A 23,356-nucleotide genomic window follows, 5' to 3' on the forward strand; every position below is an offset into this window, starting at 1 on the left:
CGCTTACCTACTGTCGAGTACATGGCGTTGGAGCACGCGATCCTGGTCGCGCTGAGCGAGCACACGGGGACCGGCTACGAGCTGGCCCGCAGGTTCGACCGGTCCGGCGGTGACTTCTGGCAGGCCACCCACCAGCAGATCTACCGGGTCCTCAACCGCATGGCCGACGGCGGCTGGGTGGCCGCGGAGCACGTCGAGCAGACCGGCAGGCCGGACAAGAAGGTCTACACGGTCACCGCGCCCGGCCAGGCCGAGTTGACGAGGTGGCTGGCCGAGCCCGCCCAGCCGGTGCAGGTGCGCGACGACCTGGCGGTGAAGATCCGCGGTGCCTGCTTCGGCGACCAGGCCGCGGTGCTGGCCGAGGTCGAGCGGCACCGCGCGCACCACGCCGAGCGGTTGGCCGGGTACGAGGTGGTGGAGCGGCACGAGTTCCCCGACCGCGACGTGCTGACCGGCCACCGCCTGCACGAGTACCTCACCCTGCGCGGCAGCATCACCGCAGAGCGCGGCCTGGTTGCCTGGTACGACGAGGTCCGCACTGCCTTGCGCCGCGACTCCCCGGCCTAACCACACACACGGCCGACTACCTACGCGCCAGCACCTCGGCCTGAACGCGCTCGGCGGCGACTACCGGGTCCTCGTGCTCCCAGACCCGCAGCGCCAGCCACCCGGCCTCGGTGAGCCTGGCGTCGGTGTCGCGGTCGCGGCGCTGGTTGGTCTCGATCTTGTCGCGCCAGAACGCCGCGTTGCGCCTCGGCCAGGTCGCGTGCTCGGCGCAGCCGTGCCAGAAGCAGCCGTCGACGAACACCGCGACCCTGGCCCGGGTGAACACGACGTCCGCCTCCCTACGCACAGTGCGCACCGGCCGCTGGTGCACCCGGTAGCGCAGGCCACGGGCGTGCAGGGCCTTGCGCAGCGCGAGCTCGATCCCGGTGTCGCGGGCCCGCTGCCTGCTCATACGCAGTCTCGTGGCGTCCGTCGAGTCCACCCGACCCCCGTCTCCAGCACGTGTTTTCGCAGGTCCGGATAAAGTTCCGTACCCCTACGGATACCGACCCTGATTGTTCCTCACCGGGCGTCACTCGAAAGTGACCTGCAGCGAACCGCCGCCGTCCCTGCCTAGAGGCGAGCGTTCCTGATCCGGAAAGGAACCATCGTGAAACGAACACCACGGTCCTGGGGTCTGATGGCTCTGGCCGCGGCCACGGTGTTGGTGCCGGTCGGCGCCAGCATCGCGAATGCGGCGCAGTCGACCGCCGGTGCCCCGGCGAACGCCCCCGCGGCGAACTACTTGGGTGACACCGTCCCCGCCAACCTCGGCGACGCCACCCCGTCGTTCGTCGGCGGCACGGACGCCACCGTGAGCGAGTTCCCGGGCATCATCGCGGGCATCCGTGCAGGAGGCACTCGTCCCCAGGGCCAGACCTGCACCGGAACCGTCGTCGCCCCGCGCAAGATCCTGATCGCCGCGCACTGCGCCGACGCCGCTGGCGACAAGTCGTTCGTCTACGGCCTCGACGACCTCAAGGACTACAACAACGGATCCGGTACCGGGTTCGCCGTGAAGGCCGTCAGCTACAAGAAGCACCCGAAGTACGTCAACTTCGACCAGGGCTACGACGTCGCCGTCGTGACCGTGGACAAGGACATCGCGCTCAAGGGTGGTGCGGCGTTCCCGGCGTTCGCCACCTCGGCCGACTCCGGCGGTGCCGCCCCCGGCAAGACCGCCCAGGGCTTCGGCTACGGCAAGAAGGACTTCAACGACAACTCCGCCGACGTCACCCTGGACAAGGCGAGCCTGCCGATCGTCAACGGCGACTCGGTCTGCCAGGGCGTCGGCGCGGGCTTCAAGTCGGCGTACATGATCTGCGCGGGCTACTCCGACGGCCGCATCACGATCCTGCCCGGCGACAGCGGTGGCCCGCTGATCGTCAACAACAAGATCTACGGTGTCGCGTCGTGGAGCCGGTCGGACTTCAAGTGGTACAGCGTCTACGGCCGCCTCGACAACGAGATGGGGGACTGGGTCAAGTCGGAGGTCGGCACCGTCGACCCGCCGACCGGTGACTTCGGCGTCAGCGTCACCCCGAGCAGCGGCTCCGTCGCCGCGGGCAAGTACCTGTCGGCCACCGTCAACACCACCGCGGGCTCCGGCGGTGCCGAGAACGCGACGCTGTCGGCCTCCGGCCTGCCCAGTGGCGTTCAGGCTGTCTTCCAGCCCACCTCCGTCACCACCGGTGGCTCGGCGAAGCTGACGTTCGACGCGAGCGCCTCGGCGCCGAACGGCACCTACGAGGTCACCATCACCGCCAGCACCTCTAGCGGTAAGACGGCCTCCGGCAAGTACTCGCTGACCGTGACCGGTGGCGGCGAGCCGCCGGTCGGTGACTTCACCCTCTCGGCCTCGCCGAGCAGCGTGAAGGCGGCCAAGGGCAAGTACATCTCCACCACCATCAGCTCCGCCGGTGGCAGCCGCGGCCAGACCATCAACCTGACCGCCTCCGGTGTCCCGACCGGTGTGAAGGCCGTCTTCCAGCCGACCTCGGTCACCGCTGGTGGTTCGTCCAAGCTGACCCTCGACGTGTCGTCCACCGCGGTGGCAGGCACCTCGAACATCACCGTCACCGGCACCGACGCCAACGGCAAGACGGCCACCACCTCGGTCTCGCTGACCGTGGAGGGCACCACCGAGCCGCCGACCGGCGACGTCACCGTCACCGCGACCCCGTCCTCGGGCAGCGGCTGGCAGGGCCAGCTCGTGCAGACCTCGGTCAAGGCCAGCGGCGGGACCGGCAGCCTGCGGCTGACCGCGACCGGCGCCCCGACCGGCACCCAGGTCACGTTCAACCCGGCGACCATCGCCCAGAACGGCACCAGCAACGTCTGGTTCTTCACCAACTTCCAGACCCCGGTCGGCACCTACCCGATCACCATCACGGCCACCTCGGCCGACGGGAAGACCGGCAAGACCACGTTCACGCTGACCGTCACCCGTTTCGGTGCGTTCAACGCGGGCACCGCGAGGATCCCCAGCTGATCACCTGACCAGCCAGGACGGCAGGCCCCCGACCGGGGGCCTGCCGTTCTTGCCGTTTTCCCCGAAGGAGGGACCAATGCAGCCATTCCGCGTCAGCGACCCCGTACCGCTGGAGACCTTCCCGACGGTGCTCTCGGGCGCCATCGAGCGCAGCGGGCTGAGCCTGGAGCACCTGCAGCGCAAGCTGGCAGGCGAGGGCATCCGGGTCAGCCTCTCCACCCTCAGCTACTGGCGCCGCGGCCGCACCCGCCCCGAGCGCCCGGAGTCACTGCGGGCGGTCGAGGTCATCGAGGAGGTGCTGAAACTGCCGCACGGGTACCTGGTGGCCCTCCTGGGGCCGCGAAAGCCCCGCGGGCGTTGGGTTGCCCGGGGCGGGCTCGTGCGGCCGCACGAGTCGTTGTGGGACAGCACGAACGGCCTCGCCCCGGTGCTCTCCGAGCTCTCGGAGCCCGCGCCGGGTGAGTTGACCTACCTGAGCGTGCACGACCAGCACTTCCTGGACCACAACGGGCGGGACGTGCGCACCAGGGTCCGGATGCTGATCCGGTCCGAAGTGGACCAGCTCCGCTCGATGGTCGTCTTGCACCGCGCCGAGGAGACAGACCGGGCACTGCCTGCTGTGCTGACCGGGTCAGGTTGCGCTGTCGGGCGCGTGCGTCCCGTTACGGCTAGCCGGTTCACGGTGGCGGAGGTGCTGTTCGACCGGTCGCTCGCGGCTGGGCAGACGGCGGTGTTCGAGTACGAGGTGCGTTGGTTCGGGCAGGCCCGGTCTAGCCGGTTCTCTCGGGGTTCACGCCGTGCGTTCCGGGACTACCTGGCAGAGGTGAACTTCCACCCGTCAACGCTGCCTACGTCTTGTTACGCGTACGCGCAGGAGTCGGCGGAGGACCCGGAGGTGCACCGGGAGACGCTGGAACCGGGCTCGTACGGCGGAGTGCACACGGCGGTCCAAGGCTCGGAATCAGCGATCCACGGCATCAGGTGGACCTGGTAACAGCGGCGGCCCCTCGGACTGACTGACCATCCGCGACGGTCGTCAGCTGGGAGGCGAGGGGCGGCCGTTGCCCACTTCCCCTTCACAGCAAGGCACAGGCGCAGCGGGAGTTCACCGGAACCCCGCTGCTTCGCCATGTCCAGAAAGGTGCTGCCACCACAAGCAAGAACCCCGGAGCCGTAGGGGCCTCCGGGGTCCTCGCTGGAGCTATGACAGCCTTAGACCGTGAGGGTCCAGGTGTCGATGTTGCCGGTGTCGTAGGTGTAGATGTCGGTCACCTGGAGCTTCCAGGTGCCGTTGCGGTTCTCCGCCGAGGCGTCCACCGTGAAGGTCTGGTGGATGCCGGTGGCCGAGCTGGCGCCACCGGCGCGCTGGAGGCTGTACGCCTGGCCGGACGGGCCGATGAGCTGGACGTTCAGGTCACCGGTGTAGGTGTGGTTGATGTCGACCTTGACCGAGGTGGTGGTCGGGGCCTTGCCGGTGCAGTTGGCGATGGTGACCGAGGAGGACACCGCGGAGCCGCCGTCGGGGATGGTGACGTCGTCGCCGTTGGTGCCGGGACCGCAGGTGGGGTCCGGGTTGGGGCCGGGGCCGCCGGTGATGAAGCCGCTGTAGAGCAGCTTGTTGGGCGAGCCGGAGCCGGGGTTGGTGACCTTGCCGCTGGTGGCGTTGTTCACCAGTGCGTCGCGCAGCGCCTGCGGGCTGGCCGACGGGTTGGCCGACAGGTACAGCGCCGCGACGCCCGCGACGTGCGGGGTGGCCATCGAGGTGCCGGACATGTTGGTGGCGCTGCCGGTCAGGCTGAGCGAGGTGATGTTGTCACCGGGGGCGAAGATGTCGGTGCACGTGCCGTAGTTGGAGAACGAGGCGCGCGCGTCGTTGGACGAGGTGGCGTTGACGGTGATCAGCGCCGCGACCTTCGCCGGGCCGGTGGAGCAGGCGTCGGTCGAGCTGTTGCCCGAGGCGACCGCCATCTGCACGCCGGAGTTGACCATGCCTGCGAGGGCGTCGTTGCCGAGGTCGGCGGTGTCGAAGGTCCACGAGGCGTTGACCACCGCGGGCTTCTGCGCGTTGGCGGTGATCCACTCGATCGCCTTGACACCGGCGGAGTCCGGGCCGTTGCCGGTGCAGCTGGTGCCGAGCATGCGGACCGAGACCAGCTTGACCTTCTTGGCCACGCCGTAGGTCTTGGAGCCGATGGTGCCCGAGACGTGCGTGCCGTGCCCGGAGCAGTCCTGGCCGTTCTGGCCGTCCTCGATGAAGTCGGCGCCGACGGAGGCGCGGCCCTCGAACTCGGCCAGGCCGGTCTTGATGCCGGTGTCGGTGACGTAGACGGTCACGTTCGACGCGCCGCCGCTGGGGTAGTTGTACTTCTTGTCCAGCGGCAGGTTCGCCTGGTCGACGCGGTCGAGGCCCCAGGTGGGGTTGTCCTGGACGTCGACGGCCTTGGCCGTGCCGTCCTGGTAGACCTTCTTGACCGCGGGGTCGGCCGCGAGCTGCCTGGCCTTGGCCTCGGTGAGGCCCTTGACCTGGAAGCCCTGCATCGACTTGGAGAACACGTAGTCGAGGTTGCCGCCGTACTTCTGGACCAGGCCGCTGGAGGCGGCCTGGATGCTCGCGGCGGAGGCCGACGCGGTCGGCTTGAGCGAGACGATGAAGCTGTTGCCCGCCGCGGGCACCTTGGCCCGCACGAAGTCGGCTTCGGCGGCGGTCGCCGGGGTGGCCACGGCCACCAGGGCGGCGGCGACAGCCGCGGCACCGAACGCCGCGAGCACGACACGCCCGCGAGTGGATCGTTGCATGATGAGGAGGTCCTTCCACGATGGTCGACAGCCGTGCGAGCACGGCCGAACAGGGTGTTCGCCCTTCATGGACCGGGCACCCGGCGCGTGGTGTCCGCACCGCGCGCCGGGTGCCCGGGGTTCGCGCTGCCGCCGGGGACCGGCGGCCACTGGATCCCTTAGAAGGTCAGGGTCCAGGTGTCGATGGTGCCGACGTCGTAGGTCATCACGTCGGTCACCTGGAGCTTCCAGGTGCCGTTGCGGTTCTCCGCGGAGGCGTCGACGGTGAAGGTCTCGTGGATGCCGGAGGCGGAGCTGGCGCCACGGGCCTTCTTGAGGTTGAAGGTCGCGCCGGACGGGCCGATCAGGTCGACGACCAGGTCACCGGTGTAGGTGTGGTTGATGTCGACCTTGACCAAGGTGGCGGTCGATGCCTTGCCGGTGCAGTTGGACACCGTCACCGGGGAGTTCACCGCGGTGCTGGTGTCCGGGATGGACACGTCGGCGCCGTTGGTCACCGCGTCGCAGGTGCCCGGCTCGGGGTCGGGGTTGCCGCCGCCGATGAAGCTGACGTTGAGCAGCTTGTTGGGCGAGCCCTTGAGGTCGGTGACCTTGCCGGAGGTGGCGTTGTTCACCAGCGCGTCGCGGACCTGCTGCGGGGTGGCCGACGGGTTGGCCGACAGGTAGAGCGCGGCGGCACCGGCCACGTGCGGGGTGGCCATCGAGGTGCCGTTCATCGTGGCGGTGCTGCCACCGTTCTTGGTGGACAGGATCGCCGAGCCGGGCGCGAAGATGTCCAGGCAGGTGCCGTAGTTGGACTCCAGCGAGCCCGCGGTCCAGATGGAGCGCTTGTCGGCGTTGTCGCTGGCGCCGACGGTGATCGCCTCGGGGACGCGCGCCGGGCTGGTGTTGCAGGCGTCGCCCGCGTTGTTGCCCGCCGCGAGGGCGAAGGTCACGCCTGCGGAGATGCCGCGCTTGATCGCGTTGTCCACCGAGGTGTCCGCGCCGCCGCCGAGGCTCATGTTGGCCACCGCGGGCTTCTTGGCGTTCTGCGCCACCCAGTCGATGCCCTTGATGATCACCGAGTACGCGCCGTTGCCGGAGCAGTCGAGCACGCGGACCGCGACCAGGTTGACCTTCTTGGCCACGCCGTAGGTCTTCGAGCCGACGGTGCCTGCCACGTGCGTGCCGTGGCCCTGGCAGTCCGAGGCGTCGGAGTCGTTGTCGATGAAGTCGTAGCCGTCGGTCGCCCGGCCCTCGAACTCGGTGTGCGCCTTGTAGATGCCGGTGTCCAGGATGTACGCGGTCACGTTGGAGGCGGTGTTCGCGTAGGTGTACTTCTGGTCCAGCGGCAGGTTCGCCTGGTCGATGCGGTCCAGGCCCCAGGTGGGGTTGGTCTGGGTGTCCGACATCCGGGCGATGCCGTCCTGCTGGACGTAGGCGACCGAGGGGTCGGCCGCGAGGCGCTTGGCGGCGGCCTCGTCGAGCTTCACCGCGAACCCGCGCAGCGACGCGACGTAGGTGTTGCTGACCTTGCCACCGTGCTTGCGGGCCAGGTCCAGCGCCTTGCCGTTCGTGGTGGGCGCGTCGGTGGCGCCGTCCTTGAACACCACGATGTAGCTGCCCGCGATGGGCTGCGCGGCGCTGAGGATGGAACCGGTGGCCTGCTGGGCGGCGGCCGGGCTGGTGACCGCGGCCAGGACCGCGACGGCGGTGGCACCGGCGGCCACCCCGGCCACGACAACCCGGCGGGTCTTGCGATCTAGTCGCATCTGGGCTTCTCCATTCCGCTCCTCCGGGTGGCAGGGTCCACCCGGGGGTGTGGCCGTCGGGCAGGGTTGGTAACTGACAGCCACTTGCGGATCACCATCGAGGGGCGCGGCAGGACGAACAATCCGGATATCGGTACGTAGGGATACCCGTCTTTCACCTAAGATCAACTTCTCAGTCCGTGACATCATGGAGTTTCAGATCACGAGCAGGCCGCCTAGGCTCGCCAAAACCCCAGCGGGTGCGCTAGCGGACACGTCGGTCGGGAGGGTGTGGATGAGCCGGACACCGAGGCCCAGCGTGCGTCGCCCGGACGCGACCGGGTTGATGCGGACCAGCTCCCCCGTGCTGGTCGGCCGGGGTGACCAGCTCGGTGCGCTGCTGGCCGCCGTGCCGAGGCAGCCCGCGGTCATCATGATCGAGGGCGAGGCCGGTGTCGGGAAGTCGCGGTTGGTGCGCGAGCTCCTCGACTCCGAACTGGGTCCGATGGCCGTCCTCATGGGCTACTGCCAACCCGTGGGTGAACCGTTCCCGTACGGGGCCGTGCTGGAGGCGCTGCGCGACGCGTCGGACCGGCTGGCCCGCAACCACCCCAGGCTGAGCCCGGTCGCAGGCGTGATCGGGCCGCTGCTGCCGGAACTGGCCGAATACCTGCCGGAGGCACCGGCGTCGACCGGCGACCCGCGCACCGAGCGGCACCGGCTCTTCCGCGCGATGCGCGAGTTGCTCAGCGTGCTCGGCCCGGTCCTGCTCGTGGTGGAGGACCTGCACTGGGCCGACGACGGTTCCCGGCAGCTGCTGCGGTTCCTGATGGGCGACCCGCCTGCCAACCTGTCCATTGTGGTCACCTACCGGCGCGAGGACGTGCCTGGCGGGGTGCCGCTGGGGTCGGCGTACCGGCCGCCGAGCGGGCTCACCAGCGTGCTGCTCGAACTCGGCCCGCTCGACGTGGACGAGGTGCGGGCGCTGACCGCGGCGATCCTGGACGAGGAGGCCGTGTCGGCGGAGTTCGCCACGAAGCTGCACGAGCGCACCGCGGGCATCCCGTTCGTGGTCGAGGAGACGCTGCGGGCCCTGCGCAACCCGGCTGGCGCGGTGCACGCCGACGGCGCCACGGCGCGCAGGCTGCTGGACAACGTGGACGTCCCGGTGCTGCTGCGCGACGCCATGGCGGAGCGGTTGGCAGCGCTCCCGACGACGGCGACCCGGCTCGCGCAGGCGGCCGCGGTGCTCGGTGTGCCCGCTCCGGCCGAGTTGCTCGGTGAGGTAGCCGCGATCGGTGAGAGCCGGGTGCGGGCAGCGCTGACGCACGCGTTGACCGGGCACGTGCTGCACGAGGTCGACTCCGGCCGCTACGGGTTCCGGCACGCGCTGGCCCAGCAGGCCGTGTACGACACGCTCAGCGGCCCGGACCGCCAGCAGCTGCACAACCGGGCCATCGAGGCGCTCGACCAGGTCGAGCCGCGGCCGCTGGTGCAGCTGGCCGAGCACAGCGAGCGCGCGGGTCGCACCGCGGCGTGGCTGCACTACGGCGAGGCCGCTGCCGACCGGGCCGCCGAGATCGGCGACGCGGGGACGGCGACGGCGCTGCTGCAGCGGCTGCTGGTGGAGCCGACGGTGCCCGCGGCCGATGTGGACCGACTGGCGATCAAGCTGGGCCAGGTCGCGCACCTGGGCCTCGACCAGCACGACCCGACCGAGGCGCTGGAGCGGCTGCTGTCGGACCGGCGGCTGTCCACCCCGGCGCGCGGCGAGGTGCGGCTCTACCGCGGGCTGCTGCTGGTCCGGCAGGCCGGTGGGGTCGAGGAGGCCCGCTCGGAGATCGAGATGGCCATCGCGGACCTCAGCGAGCGGCCGGACCTGGCCGCCAAGGGCGCCGCGGTGCTCGGCCAGCCGTTCATGGGGATGACCCCGCTGCGCGAGTTCGAGCCGTGGCTGGCCCGCACCGACCGCTACCGCGAGGCCACCGACGACAACGAGCTGCGGATCTCGCTGATGGCCAACGAGATGGGCTCCAAGCTGCACACCGGTGACCCGTCCGTGCTGGCCAACCTCGACCGGCTGCCCGACACCGTGTCCACCCCCGGCGAGCAGCGGCAGCTGGCCCGCGCGCACTGCAACCTGGCCGACGCGTGCACCTCGACCGGGCACTTCCGGCTGGCCAACGACCTGCTGCGCAGCGGCCTGCGCTACGCCGCCGAGTGCGGGGCGCCGTTCGTGGTGAGCACCGCGCGGGCGACCAAGGCCAGGTTGGACTGGCTGACCGGCGACTGGGACGGGCTGGCCGAGCGGGCAGGCAGGCTGCTCGACGAGTACCGGGACCTGTTCCCGGTGGCCAGCGAGCTGTGCCTGGTGCTGGGGTCGCTGGCGATGGCCCGCGGCGAGTGGGCCGAGGCGACCAGCTACCTGACCGAGACCGGCGCGTTCGTGCCGGAGGAGTCGATCGCGCCGGTGGCCATCGCGGGCTGCGCGGCGCTGGCGACCACGATGCTCTCGCAGGACGAGGTCACCCGCGCCTGCGTGGACGTCGACCGCGGTGTGTCGATCCTGCGCACCAAGGGCGTGTGGGCGTGGGCGACCGAGCTGGGGCCGGTCGCGGTGGCGACTTTCCTGGCCGCCGGCCGGGAGATGGACGCGGAGAACCTGATCGAGGACGTCGCCGCGGGCATCGAGGGCAGGGACGCGCCGATGTCGGTGGCCGCGCTCGCCCAGTGCCGGGGCCGCCTGGCCGAGGCGCGCGGACAGCTCGACGTCGCGGTGTCGCACTACCGCGAGGCGGTGGACCGCTACGAGCGGCTGCCCGCGCCGTACTTCGCCGCGCTGGTCGGCGAGCGGGAGGCGATCTGCCTGCTGCCGAGCGACAACGACAAGGCCACCGAGATCCTGTCGACCCTGATCGACACGTTCGACTCGTTGGGCGCCACCAGGGACGCGGCCCGGTGCCGCCACCTGCTGCGCGGCATGGGCGGCGGCAAGCCGTCGCGGCGCGGGCGCCGGGGGTACGGCAACGAGCTGTCGCCGCGCGAGCAAGAGGTCGCCCGGCTGCTGGCGGCGGGCCACACGAACCGCGAGATCGCCGACGTCCTGTTCCTCTCGCCGCGCACCGTCGAGCAGCACGCGGCGCGGGTACTGCGGAAGCTGGGCGTGTCCTCGCGAGCCGAGCTGCAAGCCGAGGACCTCAGCTAACTCTCCCCCGCCACCCACCCCCTCGTCCCCGCCCGGCATCGTTCCCGACTTGGCAGGCGACGGCAGCAGCTCCGGGGCCGAACACGAGAAAGACCGTCCGGGGGTGGACGGTCTCTCTCGTCGGAACCCGACGACCGGTGAGCGGCCCCCTGCATCAAGGACGTCACCACACCACGCCAGGCGGTGCCGAGCGCCTGGCTGGTCGCCGCGGGTCCCGGGTGCGTGGCTCGAAGTGACCACGTGGCCGGGGGACCTCGGGCGGGGGAGTGACGAGGGCGTGGGCGCCGCTCCCCCGACTTCCCGAGGTTGGCCCGGGGGCCGGTGGGCCCGCCGTGCTTGAGGTGAAGCGTGCCGGTGCGGCGGCCCACGAACAATCGAGGCACCGGTAGGTAGGGATACGTATCTATTCCGGCCGCGGAGGTAATCGACTGGGAAATATCCGGTAACGGGAAACCACCTCCGCAGCCTTGTGGCGTGCGAAGCGGGCGGGCCACCATCCAACTGCACAGCCATGCGCGCCGGTCGTGAGGGCACCTTCGGGTTCGTCCGGCGCGCGTGGCGGTCGACCCGATTACCCACCTCCAGTGCCCTCGGGCACTCCCTGTAGGAGGGCCTACGCGTGAAGCGCAAACGCCTGTCCGTAGCGGTAGGGGCGATCGCCGCCCTTGCCGTGATCCTGTCAACGAACCCGGGGGCCTCGGCCAAGCCGGACACCGCCGAGACCAGGACCTCGGCCGAGTACGCCGTGGTCGGGGTGAAGACCCACCAGGAGCGCAGCTCCATCGCCAAGACCGGCGCCGCCGTCAACGGCGTCGAGGACAGCAGGCTGCTGATCACCGCGACCCCCGACGAGGTCGCCAAGATCCGCAAGCTCGGCTACCGGGTGGACGCCCAGGACACCGCCGCGCTCGCGGCGGAGCGGGGCGCGGCCGCCCCGGCCGACTTCCCCAGCGCCGACTCGAACTACCACAACTACGCCGAGATGACCGCGGTCATCAACAAGGCGGTCACCGACCACCCCGGCATCATCACCAAGCAGGTCGTCGGCAAGACCTACGAGAACCGCGACATCTTCGCGATCAAGATCTCGGACAACGCCGCGACCGACGAGGACGAGCCCGAGGTGCTGTTCACCGCGCACCAGCACGCGCGCGAGCACCTGACCGTCGAGATGGCGGTGTACCTGATCAACCTGCTGACCGACAGCTACACCACCGACGCCAAGATCAAGGGCCTCGTCGACAGCCGCGAGATCTGGATCATCCCGGACGTCAACCCCGACGGCGGCGAGTTCGACATCAGCACCGGCTCCTACAAGAGCTGGCGCAAGAACCGGCAGCCCAACTCCGGGTCGTCCAACGTCGGCACCGACCTCAACCGCAACTGGGACTTCAAGTGGGGCTGCTGCAACGGTTCCTCGGGGACCACCAGCAGTGAGACCTACCGCGGCCCGTCCGCGGCCAGCTCGCCCGAGGTCAAGGCGCTGCAGAACTTCGTCGGCAGCCGGATCGTCGGCGGCAAGCAGCAGATCACCGTGGGCATCGACTTCCACACCTACTCCGAGCTGGTGCTCTGGCCCTACGGCTGGACCTACGACGACACCGCCCCCGGTCTGACCAGCGAGGACCAGCGCGTGTTCTCGACCATCGGCAAGGCGATGGCGGCCAAGAACAACTACACCCCCGAGCAGTCCTCGGACCTGTACATCACCGACGGGTCGATCGACGACTACCTGTGGGGCGTGCACAAGATCTACGGCTACACCTTCGAGATGTACCCGACCGGCACCGCCGGTGGCGGCTTCTACCCGCCCGACGAGGTCATCGCCCGCGAGACCGCGCGCAACAAGGAAGCCGTGCTCCTGCTGCTCGACTACGCGGACTGCCCGAAGCGCTCCATCGGCGGGACCTGCGGCACCACGCCGCCGGACCCGGGCGGCAAGGTCTTCGAGAACACCGCCGACGTCACCATCCCGGACGCGGGCGCGGCTGTGACCAGCGACATCGTGGTCTCCGGCGTGACCGGCAACGCCCCGGCGACGCTCAAGGTCGACGTGAACATCGTGCACACCTACCGCGGTGACCTGGTCATCGACCTGGTCGCGCCGGACGGTTCTGCCTACCGGCTGAAGAACTCGTCGACCAGCGACTCGGCGGACAACGTGATCGCGACGTACACCGTGAACGCCTCGACCGAGGTGGCCAACGGCACCTGGAAGCTCAAGGTGCAGGACACCTACCGCACCGACACCGGCTACATCAACAGCTGGAAGCTCACCTTCTAGCCGGTTCGCACTCCTGGACCACCGCCCCGGGCCGAGCACCGCGCCCGGCCCGGGGCACCACGGCCGCGTTCCGCCAGCCGAGAGGCGCAAAGCCCTGTCCGCACTCCACTACGGACAGTGCCCGGGCGGCTACCGAGCACCCCCATCTGTCCGTCCACTGTGGAATCCAGTGGGCGGTCGCGAGTTGATTCCACGCCCTGCAACGGCACAACCCGGTGCCGTGTGGACACGAGAGGACACTTCGTGAGCAAGCTCAGCACCCTGCGCAAGGTCATGGCGGTCATCGCCGGGACGGTCGCGGCCGCGGCCATCGCCGTCCCGGCCTCGGCTGCCCAGCCCAGCCCCACCGGCGAGTACGGTCCCGCCGTCGTCGGCGGCACCCGCGCCGCCCAGGGCGAGTTCCCCTGGATGGTCCGGCTGTCGATGGGCTGCGGCGGCGCGATGTACGCCGACAACCTCGTGCTGACCGCGGCGCACTGCGTCAACGGCACCGGCAACAACACCAGCATCACCGCCACCTACGGCGCGGTCGACCTGCAGAGCTCGTCGCGGGTCACCCGCACGTCGAAGTACGTCTACCGCAACCCGGGCTACTCGACCTCCGCGGGCGGCGACTGGGCGCTGATCCAGCTCTCCAGCCCGATCACCGGCGCGGCGAAGCTCCCGATCGCCACGTCCACCGCCTACGACTCGGGCACCTTCACCATCGCGGGTTGGGGCGCGGCGTCCGAGGGCGGCGCGCAGCAGCGGTACCTGCTCAAGGCGACCGTCCCGTTCGTCTCGGACACCAGCTGCAAGACCCCGTACCCGAGCCTGAAGGCCAACGTCGAGATCTGCGCGGGCTACACCCAGGGCGGCACCGACACCTGCCAGGGCGACTCGGGCGGCCCGATGTTCCGCCGCGACAACGCGAACAACTGGGTCCAGGTCGGCATCGTCTCCTACGGCCGCGGCTGCGCCCGACCGAACTACCCGGGCGTGTACGCGCAGGTGAGCGCCCTGTCCTCGGCGATCGCGGCCAAGGCGCGGGAGCTGGGCGCCTGACGACCGAGCGGTAGCCGCGGAATTACTCCGTCCGCCTCGGGTGCGCCGTGCACCCGGGGCGGACTTATTTGTCACAATTGCCAGATATCAGTTCCGTCGCCCCTCTGGCTTCCCGCAGGAGGTTGGCGGCAAGATACGGGCCAAGTTACCGCTAGGTAGACGGTAGGAGTCACCTTCACCGCGCTGCCTGACGTGCGCCGGAGGAGACCTATGCGCGAGTTCGCCGTACCCCCAGTCGCCAAGCGTGAGGTTGCGGGCGGACTCGCCGACCTGGTGTACGACAACGCCGAGGTGGGTCCCGCCGACATCGCCTTCCGGCGCAAGGCGGGCGCGGGCTGGCAGGACGTGACCGCCACCCGGTTCGCCGACGAGGTCACCGAGGTCGCCAAGGGCCTGATCGGCTCCGGCATCGCCCCGGGCGACCGGGTCGCGATCCTGGCCGCCACCCGCTACGAGTGGACCCTGCTCGACTTCGCGATCTGGGCCGCTGGCGCGGTGCCGGTGCCGATCTACGTGACCTCGTCGGCCGAGCAGATCCAGTGGATCCTGTCGGACTCCGGGTCGGTCGCGGTCGTCGTGGAGACCGACGAGCACCTCGGCAGGCTCAACAGCGTGCGCGAGCTGCTGCCCGACCTGCGCCAGGTGTGGCGGGTCGACAACCTCGACGAGATCACCGCCGCCGGTGCCGAGGTCGACGCGGCCGAGATCCACACCAGGCGCGCGGCGGTGTCCGCCGACGACGTGGCCACGATCATCTACACCTCGGGCACCACCGGCCAGCCCAAGGGCTGCGTGCTGACCCACGACAACTTCTTCGCCGAGTGCGGCTACGGCGCCGAGGTGCTCGCCGAGCTGTTCCACGGCCGCGGTCAGGACCAGGCGGCGAAGACGCTGCTGTTCCTGCCGATCGCGCACGTGTTCGGCCGCATGGTCGAGGTGGGCTGCGTGTACGCGCGCTGCACCATGGGCCACAGCGCGGACGTCAAGCAGGTCATGACCGACCTGGCGTCCTTCCAGCCGACGTTCATCCTGTCGGTGCCGTACGTGTTCGAGAAGGTCTACAACGGAGCGCGGCAGAAGGCGCACACCGCGGGCAAGGGCAAGATCTTCGACGCCGCCGCGGCCACCGCGATCGCCTACAGCGAGGCCGACGGCAAGGCGGGCATCGGCCTCAAGCTCAAGCACCTGGTGTTCGACAAGCTGGTCTACGGCAAGCTGCGCACCGCGATGGGCGGCAGCACGAAGTACGCCATCTCCGGCGGTGCCGCGCTCGGCGCCCGGCTCACGCACTTCTTCCGCGGCGTCGGCCTGGTCGTGCTGGAGGGCTACGGGCTGACCGAGACCACGGCGGCGTCCGCGGTGAACACCCCGCGGTACCTGCGGCCGGGCACGGTCGGCCGCCCGCTGCCGGGCACCACGGTGCGCATCGACGAGGACGGCGAGATCCTGCTCAAGGGCGAGCAGGTGTTCCGCCGGTACTGGAACAACGAGGCCGCCACCGCCGAGGTGACCGACAGCGAGGGCTGGTTCCACACCGGTGACCTCGGCGAGCTCGACGCGGACGGCTTCCTGAAGATCACCGGGCGGAAGAAGGAGATCCTGGTGACCAGCGGCGGCAAGAACGTCGCCCCGGCCGTCATCGAGGACCGGATCTCGGCGCACCCGCTGGTCGGGCAGGCCATGGTGGTCGGCGACGGGCAGAAGTACATCGCCGCGCTGATCACCGTCGACCCGGAGTACTTCACCTACTGGAAGACCGGCGCGGGCAAGCCCGCCGGTGCCACCGTCGCCGACCTGGTGGACGACCCGGACCTGCTCGCCGAGATCCAGAAGGCGGTCGACGAGGGCAACGCGGCGGTGTCGAAGGCCGAGTCGGTGCGCAAGTTCACCGTGCTGGCCACCGAGTTCACCCCGGAGACCGGGCACCTCACCCCGTCGCTCAAGCTCAAGCGGCGGATCATCATGCGCGACTTCGGGGCCGAGGTGGACAAGCTGTACTCGTGAGGTCCGTTCACATGACGGCTTCTCGTGGGGGCTGAACGCGTCTAGCATGGCGCCACCCTTCCCACGAGAGGTAGGCCATGGGACGACACTCGTCGCCCAGGCGACCGAAATGGGGCTTCCGCTCGACCGCGCTGCTCCTGGTCGTCCTGCTGGCACTCGTGGTGGGCGGTTGGTTCGCGCTGGACACGGTCAGCAACCGCCCAACCACAGCGAGTTGTGCCCAGGCGACGCTGGCTGTAGCGGTTACGCCTGACCTGGCGCCGATAGTGCAGACGGCCGCGAACAGGGTGAACGACGCTTGCACGCAGGTGCAGGTGTCGCCCCGCGAGTCGAACGCGGTCGCCGAGGCGCTGATCGTGTCCGATGGCACGCCGCTGCCGGACGTGTGGCTGCCCGAGTCGACCCTGTGGCTGCGCCGCGCGCACCAGAAGGGCGCCTGGAACGTCGAGCTGAGCGGTACGCCCGTCGCGTCCACGCCCGTAGTCCTGGCGATGACGGAGGACGTCGCCGTGGGGCTCGGGTGGCCGGGCAACAAGCCGACGTGGGCGCAGGCGCTGGAGATCAACCCCGTAGGCATCTCCGACCCGTCTCGAGACCCGTCTGGCCTGTCCACGCTCTTGGGCATACGCGCGGCTGCCACTGCGGTCGCGGATCCAGCAGCGGCCACCACGACGTCACTACGCAAGCTGGCGCAGAACACGCTCCCCCAGACCTCGGACCTCTATGCCCGCTTACCGGGTACGAACAGCCCGTCGGCTCCGCTGAGTGTCTTCCCGACTCCGGAGAGCACTCTCTTACGCCACAACGCAAGCACCACCGCGTTCCCTCTTGTGGCCACTTATGCCGATGTGCCGTCCTTGGACTTCCCGTACACGGTGTTACCCAACGCGTCGCAGGCAGCACTACCGGTAGCCCAACGCCTCTTGGACGAACTGCGCAAGGCCGAGTCCATGACCGCCTTGGGCGACGCGGGTTTCCGCGGCCCGGACGGCACCGTCCTGCGCGACCGCTCCGCCGACGGGCGCACCACGATCGAGTCGAAGGCCCCGATCCCGCTACCGCCCACCGACGACGTCGACCAACTGCTGAACCAGTGGGCCGGGGTGAACCTGAGCTCCCGCATGCAGGTGCTGCTCGACGTGTCCGGCTCGATGGCCGAGCCCGTCGCAGGCACCGGGCTGGACCGGATGGCGGTGACGATCAAGGCGGCCGAGGTGGGCATCGGGTTGTTCCGGCCCACCACCAAGTTCGGCATGTGGCTGTTCTCCACCAAGCTCGACGGCACCAAGGACTACCGCGAACTGCTGCCCGTGCTCCCGGTGACCGAGCAGCTCAACACCGGCGCACTGGACAAGCTGCGCGGCGTCAAGGCCATCAAGGGCGGGGCCACCGGGCTGTACGACAGCGTGCTCGCCGCCTACAAGTCCGGCCGGGAGAACTGGGAGCCTGGCCGGATCAACCTGGTGGTGGTGCTGACCGACGGCGAGAACGAGGACCCGGACGGCATCAGCCGCTCGCAACTGCTGGAGGAACTGGGCAAGCTCCAGGACCCCCGCCGCCCGCTGCAACTGATCGGCATCGGCATAGGCCCGGACGCCGACCTCGCCGAACTGCAGGCGATCACCACCCCCACCGGCGGCCAGGCGTTCGTCACCCCGGACCCCACCAAGATCGGCGCGATCTTCTACAAGGCGCTCAGCGGCCTGCTCTGCCAACCCCCGTCCTGCGCGGGCTGACCGCTACTGACCTGGCGGGGTCTCGGCGTCGAGGCTGTCGATGAACTCGGTCCAGAACTCCTCGACCGTGCGCTCGATGCGGATGCCCAGTTCCAGGGACTTCACCTGCCACTTGTCCGCGTACGGCGCGATCTGGTCGTAGAGCGCCTGGTAGCCGTCGGCGCGGACGCGGTGGGAGTCGCGGCGGGTGTGGGCGAGGGTGGGCAGGTCGCCGGGGCCCGCGAAGGTGGCGAAGAAGAGCTTGAGCAGGCCCAGGTCGCGGACCTCGGTCTCCTCGGGGGTGGGCGAGGCGAGCCAGTCGGTCAGGGCGGAGCGGCCCTCGTCGGTGATGGCGTAGGTGCGCCTGCGGCGGCCGCCCTCTTCCTCGGTCGCGGTCAGCAGCCCCGCCTCGGCCAGGCGCGCGGGCTCGTCGTAGAGCTGCGAGTGGGCGAAGGCCCAGAAGTTGCCGATGGTGAGGGCGACCCGCTGCTTGAGGTCGTAACTGGTCGCCGGGCCTTGGGCGAGCATGCCCAGCACCACGAAGGAGGTGGGGTTGAGCTTGCGGTTATCGCGGGGCAGGGTGGCACCTCCGGGTAAGTCGCGACGCCAAGACCTTACCTAGCAGGGTGAACCGGTGTCCCCGTTCGGCGGTACCCGGGACGCCGGGTGGGCGTCCCGGGACGGCGACCGGCTCAGTCGAGGTGCTTGACGTCGAGCTTGCCCTGTGCGTGGGCGGCCCGGAGCACCTTCTTGTCGAACTTGCCCACGCTGGTCTTGGGGACCTCTTCCACAAAGGTCCAGTTCTCCGGGAGCTGCCACTTCGCGACCTTCGCGGCGAGGAACTCGCGCAGGTCCTCGGCGGTGGCGGTGGCGCCGGGGCGCAGCACGACCGACACCAGCGGGCGCTCGTCCCACCGCGCGTCGGGGATGCCGATCACCGCCGCCTCGGCGACCGCGGGGTGCGCCATCACGTGGTTCTCCAGCTCCACCGAGGAAATCCACTCGCCGCCGGACTTGATGATGTCCTTGGAGCGGTCGGTGAGCGAGAGGAAACCGTCCGGGGTCAGCGTGCCGACGTCGCCGGTGCGCAGCCAGCCGTCGACGAACTTGGCGACGTCCTCGGGCTCCGGCTTGTAGTAGGCGCCCGCGATCCACGGTCCGCGGACCTCCAGCTCGCCCACGCTTTCCCCGTCCCACGGCACTTCCTGGCCGTCGTCACCGATGAGTCGCGCGGAGACACCGGCGGGCAGGCGGCCCTGTGTGTAGCGGTAGCGCCAAGTCTCCTCTTCGGAGATCTCCACCGGTGGACGGCTGAGCGTGCCAAGAGGTGAGGTCTCGGTCATGCCCCACGCGTGCACGATGTAGAGCCCGTACTTCTCAGAGAACGCGTGCATCATCGCGGGCGGGCAAGCCGCTCCGCCGACGACGACCTCGCGCAGCGAGGACAGGTCTACCGGGTTCTGGTCGAGGTAAGAGAGCACGCCCTGCCAGATAGTGGGAACGGCGGCCGACTGGGTCGGCTTGAGCGTGGCGATCATCTGCGCCAACGGTTCCGGCTGCAAGAACCGGTCCGGCATGATCAGCGACGCCCCGGTCATGAACGCCGCGTACGGGATGCCCCAGGACATCGCGTGGAACTGCGGCACGATCACGAGCGTGCGGTCGGCCGAGGAGATCTGCATCCCGTCCGGCATGCACACCTGCATCGAGTGCAACCAGATCGACCGGTGGGAGTACACGACGCCCTTGGGGTTACCGGTAGTGCCTGAGGTGTAACACATCGCGGCCGCAGCGCGTTCGTCTACCTCTGGCCACTCGAACTCGCCGGACGCCTTTTCCAGCAAGTCAGCGTAAGAGTGGACGGTGATGTGATCGGGCGCGGTCAGCGCTTCCGCCGGTCCGTTGGCGACGATGACGTGCTGGACGGTAGGACAACCGGGCAGGATCCTCGCCAGCAGCGGCACGACCGAGGCGTCCACGATGATCACGTGGTCCTCGGCGTGGTTGACGATGTAGGTCAACTGCTCGGGGAACAGCCGGATGTTGAGCGTGTGCAGCACGGCGCCCATGGCGGGGACGGCCAGGTACGCGGTGAGGTGCTCCTGGTTGTTCCACATGAACGTGCCGACCCGCTGGTCGCCGGTGACGCCGAGCCCGCGCAGCGCGTTGGCCAGCCTCGCCGCCTGGGTGCCGACCTCGGCGAAGGTCGCCGAACGGCCCTCGGTGCCGGTCCACGTGGTGACCGTCGCGGTGGCGTGCACCCTGGCGCCGTGGCGCAGCAGCGTGGCGATCGACAGGTTGCCGTCCTGCATCGTGCTCAGCATCGTTGGTTGCTCCCTGGGGGCGGGTTGACGGATCGGGCCCCGACGCGCGACCGGCGACTTACCCGCCGGTAGGACCCGACGATAGTGCTTTCCCGCTCCGGGCAACACGGGTGAAACAGTCCAATTTGGCTAGTTGATCATGCTGTCACGCTGCGTCGCGAGGTGGCCGCGGGTGCGCTGAACAAGACCTTTGCGCGTGTCGGGGGTATGTTGCCCTCCGAGGTGTCGTTTACTGGTGAAAGGCATCCGGTCCCCGGGTCGCACGGTGCGGCCGGGGCGGGCTGAACAATCCGCTTCGGTCACCGTCGGTAGCCGCGATGCCCATGAACCACAGCTGGCCCGTCCGCTGCCGCGGTCGGGTGAAGAGGGAAAGGACTAGCACGTTGGCTCTGCCCACGTTGACTCCCGAGCAGCGGGCCGATGCGCTCGCCAAGGCAGCCGAGGCCCGCAAGGCCCGGTCCGAGCTGCTGGCGCAGATCAAGTCCGGTGAGCGGACCATCGCGTCGGTGCTCGGCAAGGCCAAGGACGACAAGACCATCGGCAAGACGAAGGTCGCCGCCCTGCTCAAGGCCGTCCCCGGCCTCGGCGCGGTCAAGGTGGCCGCCCTGCTCGAGCAGGCCGGGATCGACCCGGACCGCCGGGCAGCGGGCCTTGGCGACCGCCAGCGCTCCGCGCTCATCGACGCGCTCAACTAGCTCCACCAGAGCGCCACAGCAACCGCGGGTGGGTGCCGTTCCCGGCGCCCACCTGCGGTTTTTTCGTGGCCAACGCCATAGCGGCGCCGCCGGGTCCGCCTGCCGGTCGCTGGGCATGATGGAGGGATGGACGGTGGTCGGGCCGCAGCGCTGGTCGAGGGGTACCAACCGGGGTCGTTCGTGCTGGCCGGGCCCGGAGTCACCGTGGCCGCCGAGGGCAGCAGGGCGGTCGTGGCCGACACCGACCCCGACGAGCTGGCCGCCCAGGTCACCAAGCAGCTGGTCGACACCGGCGCCCCGTTCGCCGTCGGCGCCATCCCGTTCAACCAGGACACCCCCGCCCACCTGGTGATACCCGAGTCCGCTCGGCGCGCGGGCGGGGTGCACCCGTACCGGCCGGTCGAGCCGTGGGTGCCCGCTCGCCCCGAGGTCACCGACGTGCCCGACGCCGCCGGGTACCAGCGCGCGGTGGCGGCCGCGGTCAGTGCGCTGCGTGCTGATCACGAGCTGCGCAAGGTGGTGTTGGCGAGGTCGTCGCGGCTGCTGTTCGACGAGCCGGTGCGGGTCGGCGCGCTGCTGTCCGGGCTGACCGCGACCAACCCACTCGGGTACACCTTCGCCGCCCCGCTGCCCGACGGGTCGACGCTGCTGGGGGCCAGCCCGGAGCTGCTGCTGGAGCGCGACGGCGGCCGGGTGGTGTCGAACCCGCTGGCGGGGTCCCTCCCCCGCGGGGGTGATCCATCCACCGATCGGGCGAACGCGGCGGCGCTGCTGGCCTCGGCGAAGAACCAGGCCGAGCACCGGGTGGTGGTCGAGTCGGTGGTGGAGGTGCTGCGGCCGTTCTGCCGGGAGCTGTCGGTGGAGGGGCCGTCGCTGGTCGGCACGCCCACGATGTGGCACCTGTCGACCAGGGTCGGCGGGGAGCTGGTGGACCGGGGGGTGTCGTCGTTGCGACTGGCGGCCGCGCTGCACCCGACCCCGGCGGTGTGCGGGACGCCGACCTGGGCCGCGCGGGCCGCGATCGCCGAGCTCGAGCCGTTCGACCGGGGCTTCTACAGCGGCGCGGTCGGCTGGTGCACCGCCGACGGCGACGGGCAGTGGGTGCTGGCGATCCGTTGCGCGCAGGTGCGGGCGAACGAGATGCGGCTGTTCGCGGGCGCCGGGATCATGCCGGACTCGGACCCGGCGGCCGAGTTGGCCGAGACCCAGGCCAAGTTGCGCACCTTGTTGCAGGCCCTGGGGCTCTAGTGCCCGCGCCAAGCTAACGGCCGGTAGGAAACAGGTTCACAACCGGCTAGAGTCGAGCGGTGGCTGCCCCGACGACCAGGTCGCCGCTGCCTCCCGAGCTGCGTGACCTGGCGAAAGCCCAGCTCGCGAGGGTGGCAGAGCTCGCGGACGAGCTGGCCGAGGAGCTCACCGAGAAGGAAGCCTCGTACCGCAGGGTCAACGAGGTGGCACCCGCCGAGCTGCGCAAGGTGTGCGAGGTCAACCTGCGGCACGCGTTCACGGCGTTCATCGAGGGCAGCGAGGTAGCGCTGGGCGCGGCGCGTAAAACCGGACGAGCCCAGGCTATGCAGGGCATCCCGCTCTCGGCGGTGCTGCGGGCTTTCCGGATCGCGGGGACGTTCACGTACGAGGCGTTGATGGAACGGGCTATCCCGCCTGGTCTTCTTACGCCCGAACAGTTGTTGCCGATAAGCGCGACCGTGTGGCGCATCATCGACTCTTTCTCGGATGCGATCGCCACTGCCTATAGCGACTTCGCTGCGGACTCGGCTCGACATGACAGAGATGCTGTCGCGGAGGCGTTGCTAGAAGGGCGATTGTCGCACGACTACGAGTACGGGGATGCTGCGCGTGCGTTGGGGCTACCGGAGAACGGCCAGTTCGTCGTCGCCGTTGGTGCCAACGCACTGCCCTCGCACTGGCGGTATGTGGCGCACTCCTTGGGGACGATCCTGTTGGTGCCACGGGGAGATCTGACTCCGGTACGGCAGTCACTGTCGGGGGCCGTGGGCGTGAGCCCGGTGGTTTCGTTGCGGCACTTGCCGTGGGCGGTACAGCGGGCGCGGATCGCGTTGCGGTGTCTAGCACCGGGCGAGAGCGGCGTGGTGGTGTTCGGCGATCGCGCGGTGACGAGTCTTGTCGCGGGCTCACCGAAGCTCGCGGTCGAACTGTCGCGGATGGTGCTGGGCGGGCTGTTGGCGCTACCGGCCAGTGAACGGGATGTGCTGATCCGGACCCTGGTCGCGTGGTTCGAGGTCGCGGGATCAGCCAAAGAGGCGGCGGAGCTGTTGTTCGTGCACCCCAACACGGTGCGGTACCGGATTCGACGGGTGCAAGAGCTGACCGGACGAGACCCGGCGCGGCCCAGGGATGGCGCGGAGCTGCTCCTAGCCGTAGAGGCAGCGCGGCTGGCCTCTTAGTTGCACAGCCCCCGCGACACGGCGCGTGTGTCACGGGGGCTGCTTCGGCGTCTGGCCTGGGAGGCTCGTCTGCCGGTGACCTTTCTATCGGCCACC

At 69.9% G+C, this 23,356-nt stretch carries 16 protein-coding genes; 11 read left to right on the forward strand and 5 right to left on the reverse strand.

Annotation, left to right across the window (positions count from 1 at the left end):
• The first annotated feature begins 21 nt into the window (after window positions 1-21).
• The gene (locus CLV68_RS00495; RefSeq protein WP_121388688.1) at window positions 22-567 is read left to right on the forward strand and encodes a PadR family transcriptional regulator; all 546 of its coding nucleotides are present in this window, start codon (window positions 22-24) and stop codon (window positions 565-567) included.
• A gap of 16 nt (window positions 568-583) precedes the next feature.
• Here the strand turns inward: CLV68_RS00495 and CLV68_RS00500 are convergent, their stop codons facing one another.
• Window positions 584-958 carry a very short patch repair endonuclease gene (locus tag CLV68_RS00500; protein ID WP_121388689.1) on the reverse strand — a complete coding sequence of 125 codons (375 nt, stop codon included), beginning with the start codon at window positions 956-958 and terminating at the stop codon, window positions 584-586.
• A gap of 198 nt (window positions 959-1,156) precedes the next feature.
• On the opposite strand from CLV68_RS00500, the gene CLV68_RS00505 reads away from it, so the two are divergent.
• Complete coding sequence (locus CLV68_RS00505; protein ID WP_246009610.1) at window positions 1,157-3,037, forward strand: trypsin-like serine protease; 1,881 nt, start codon at window positions 1,157-1,159, stop codon at window positions 3,035-3,037.
• A 76-nt stretch (window positions 3,038-3,113) separates the two neighbouring features.
• Window positions 3,114-4,031 (forward strand): helix-turn-helix domain-containing protein, encoded by a 918-nt coding sequence (locus CLV68_RS00510; protein WP_092779646.1) that lies wholly within the window; start codon window positions 3,114-3,116, stop codon window positions 4,029-4,031.
• Window positions 4,032-4,249: 218 nt separating this feature from the next.
• On the opposite strand, the gene CLV68_RS00515 is transcribed toward CLV68_RS00510, so the two are convergent.
• The gene (locus CLV68_RS00515; RefSeq protein ID WP_121388691.1) at window positions 4,250-5,833 is read right to left on the reverse strand and encodes a S8 family serine peptidase; all 1,584 of its coding nucleotides are present in this window, start codon (window positions 5,831-5,833) and stop codon (window positions 4,250-4,252) included.
• A gap of 158 nt (window positions 5,834-5,991) precedes the next feature.
• Entirely contained in the window at window positions 5,992-7,584 is a 1,593-nt protein-coding gene (locus CLV68_RS00520; protein WP_121388692.1) for a S8 family peptidase, read from the reverse strand.
• A 274-nt stretch (window positions 7,585-7,858) separates the two neighbouring features.
• On the opposite strand from CLV68_RS00520, the gene CLV68_RS00525 reads away from it, so the two are divergent.
• From CLV68_RS00525 to CLV68_RS00545, 5 genes are all read left to right on the forward strand, one after another.
• Window positions 7,859-10,768, forward strand: coding sequence for an ATP-binding protein (locus tag CLV68_RS00525; protein ID WP_246009611.1), 2,910 nt, complete (start codon window positions 7,859-7,861; stop codon window positions 10,766-10,768).
• A 619-nt stretch (window positions 10,769-11,387) separates the two neighbouring features.
• Window positions 11,388-13,052 carry a M14 family metallopeptidase gene (locus CLV68_RS00530; protein WP_121388693.1) on the forward strand — a complete coding sequence of 555 codons (1,665 nt, stop codon included), beginning with the start codon at window positions 11,388-11,390 and terminating at the stop codon, window positions 13,050-13,052.
• 273 nt (window positions 13,053-13,325) lie between these two features.
• The gene (locus CLV68_RS00535; protein ID WP_121390858.1) at window positions 13,326-14,096 is read left to right on the forward strand and encodes a S1 family peptidase; all 771 of its coding nucleotides are present in this window, start codon (window positions 13,326-13,328) and stop codon (window positions 14,094-14,096) included.
• Window positions 14,097-14,306: 210 nt separating this feature from the next.
• Window positions 14,307-16,100: an AMP-dependent synthetase/ligase gene (locus CLV68_RS00540; RefSeq protein ID WP_121388694.1), complete on the forward strand. Its 1,794-nt coding sequence runs from the start codon at window positions 14,307-14,309 to the stop codon at window positions 16,098-16,100.
• 77 nt (window positions 16,101-16,177) lie between these two features.
• Complete coding sequence (locus CLV68_RS00545) at window positions 16,178-17,836, forward strand: substrate-binding and VWA domain-containing protein (protein ID WP_121388695.1); 1,659 nt, start codon at window positions 16,178-16,180, stop codon at window positions 17,834-17,836.
• Between the two features lie 3 nt (window positions 17,837-17,839).
• On the opposite strand, the gene CLV68_RS00550 is transcribed toward CLV68_RS00545, so the two are convergent.
• Window positions 17,840-18,343, reverse strand: coding sequence for a PadR family transcriptional regulator (locus CLV68_RS00550; protein ID WP_147459850.1), 504 nt, complete (start codon window positions 18,341-18,343; stop codon window positions 17,840-17,842).
• 164 nt (window positions 18,344-18,507) lie between these two features.
• Window positions 18,508-20,139, reverse strand: a complete 1,632-nt coding sequence (locus tag CLV68_RS00555) for a long-chain fatty acid--CoA ligase (protein WP_121388697.1) — start codon at window positions 20,137-20,139, stop codon at window positions 18,508-18,510.
• 383 nt (window positions 20,140-20,522) lie between these two features.
• On the opposite strand from CLV68_RS00555, the gene mihF reads away from it, so the two are divergent.
• From mihF to CLV68_RS00570, 3 genes are all read left to right on the forward strand, one after another.
• Window positions 20,523-20,834, forward strand: coding sequence for an integration host factor, actinobacterial type (gene mihF, locus CLV68_RS00560; protein ID WP_177215623.1), 312 nt, complete (start codon window positions 20,523-20,525; stop codon window positions 20,832-20,834).
• A 126-nt stretch (window positions 20,835-20,960) separates the two neighbouring features.
• Window positions 20,961-22,082 carry an isochorismate synthase gene (locus CLV68_RS00565; RefSeq protein ID WP_121388699.1) on the forward strand — a complete coding sequence of 374 codons (1,122 nt, stop codon included), beginning with the start codon at window positions 20,961-20,963 and terminating at the stop codon, window positions 22,080-22,082.
• A gap of 59 nt (window positions 22,083-22,141) precedes the next feature.
• The gene (locus CLV68_RS00570; RefSeq protein WP_121388700.1) at window positions 22,142-23,260 is read left to right on the forward strand and encodes a PucR family transcriptional regulator; all 1,119 of its coding nucleotides are present in this window, start codon (window positions 22,142-22,144) and stop codon (window positions 23,258-23,260) included.
• Window positions 23,261-23,356 lie beyond the last annotated feature (96 nt).

It is taken from the genome of Actinokineospora cianjurensis, from assembly GCF_003663795.1.
Classification (GTDB): domain Bacteria; phylum Actinomycetota; class Actinomycetes; order Mycobacteriales; family Pseudonocardiaceae; genus Actinokineospora; species Actinokineospora terrae.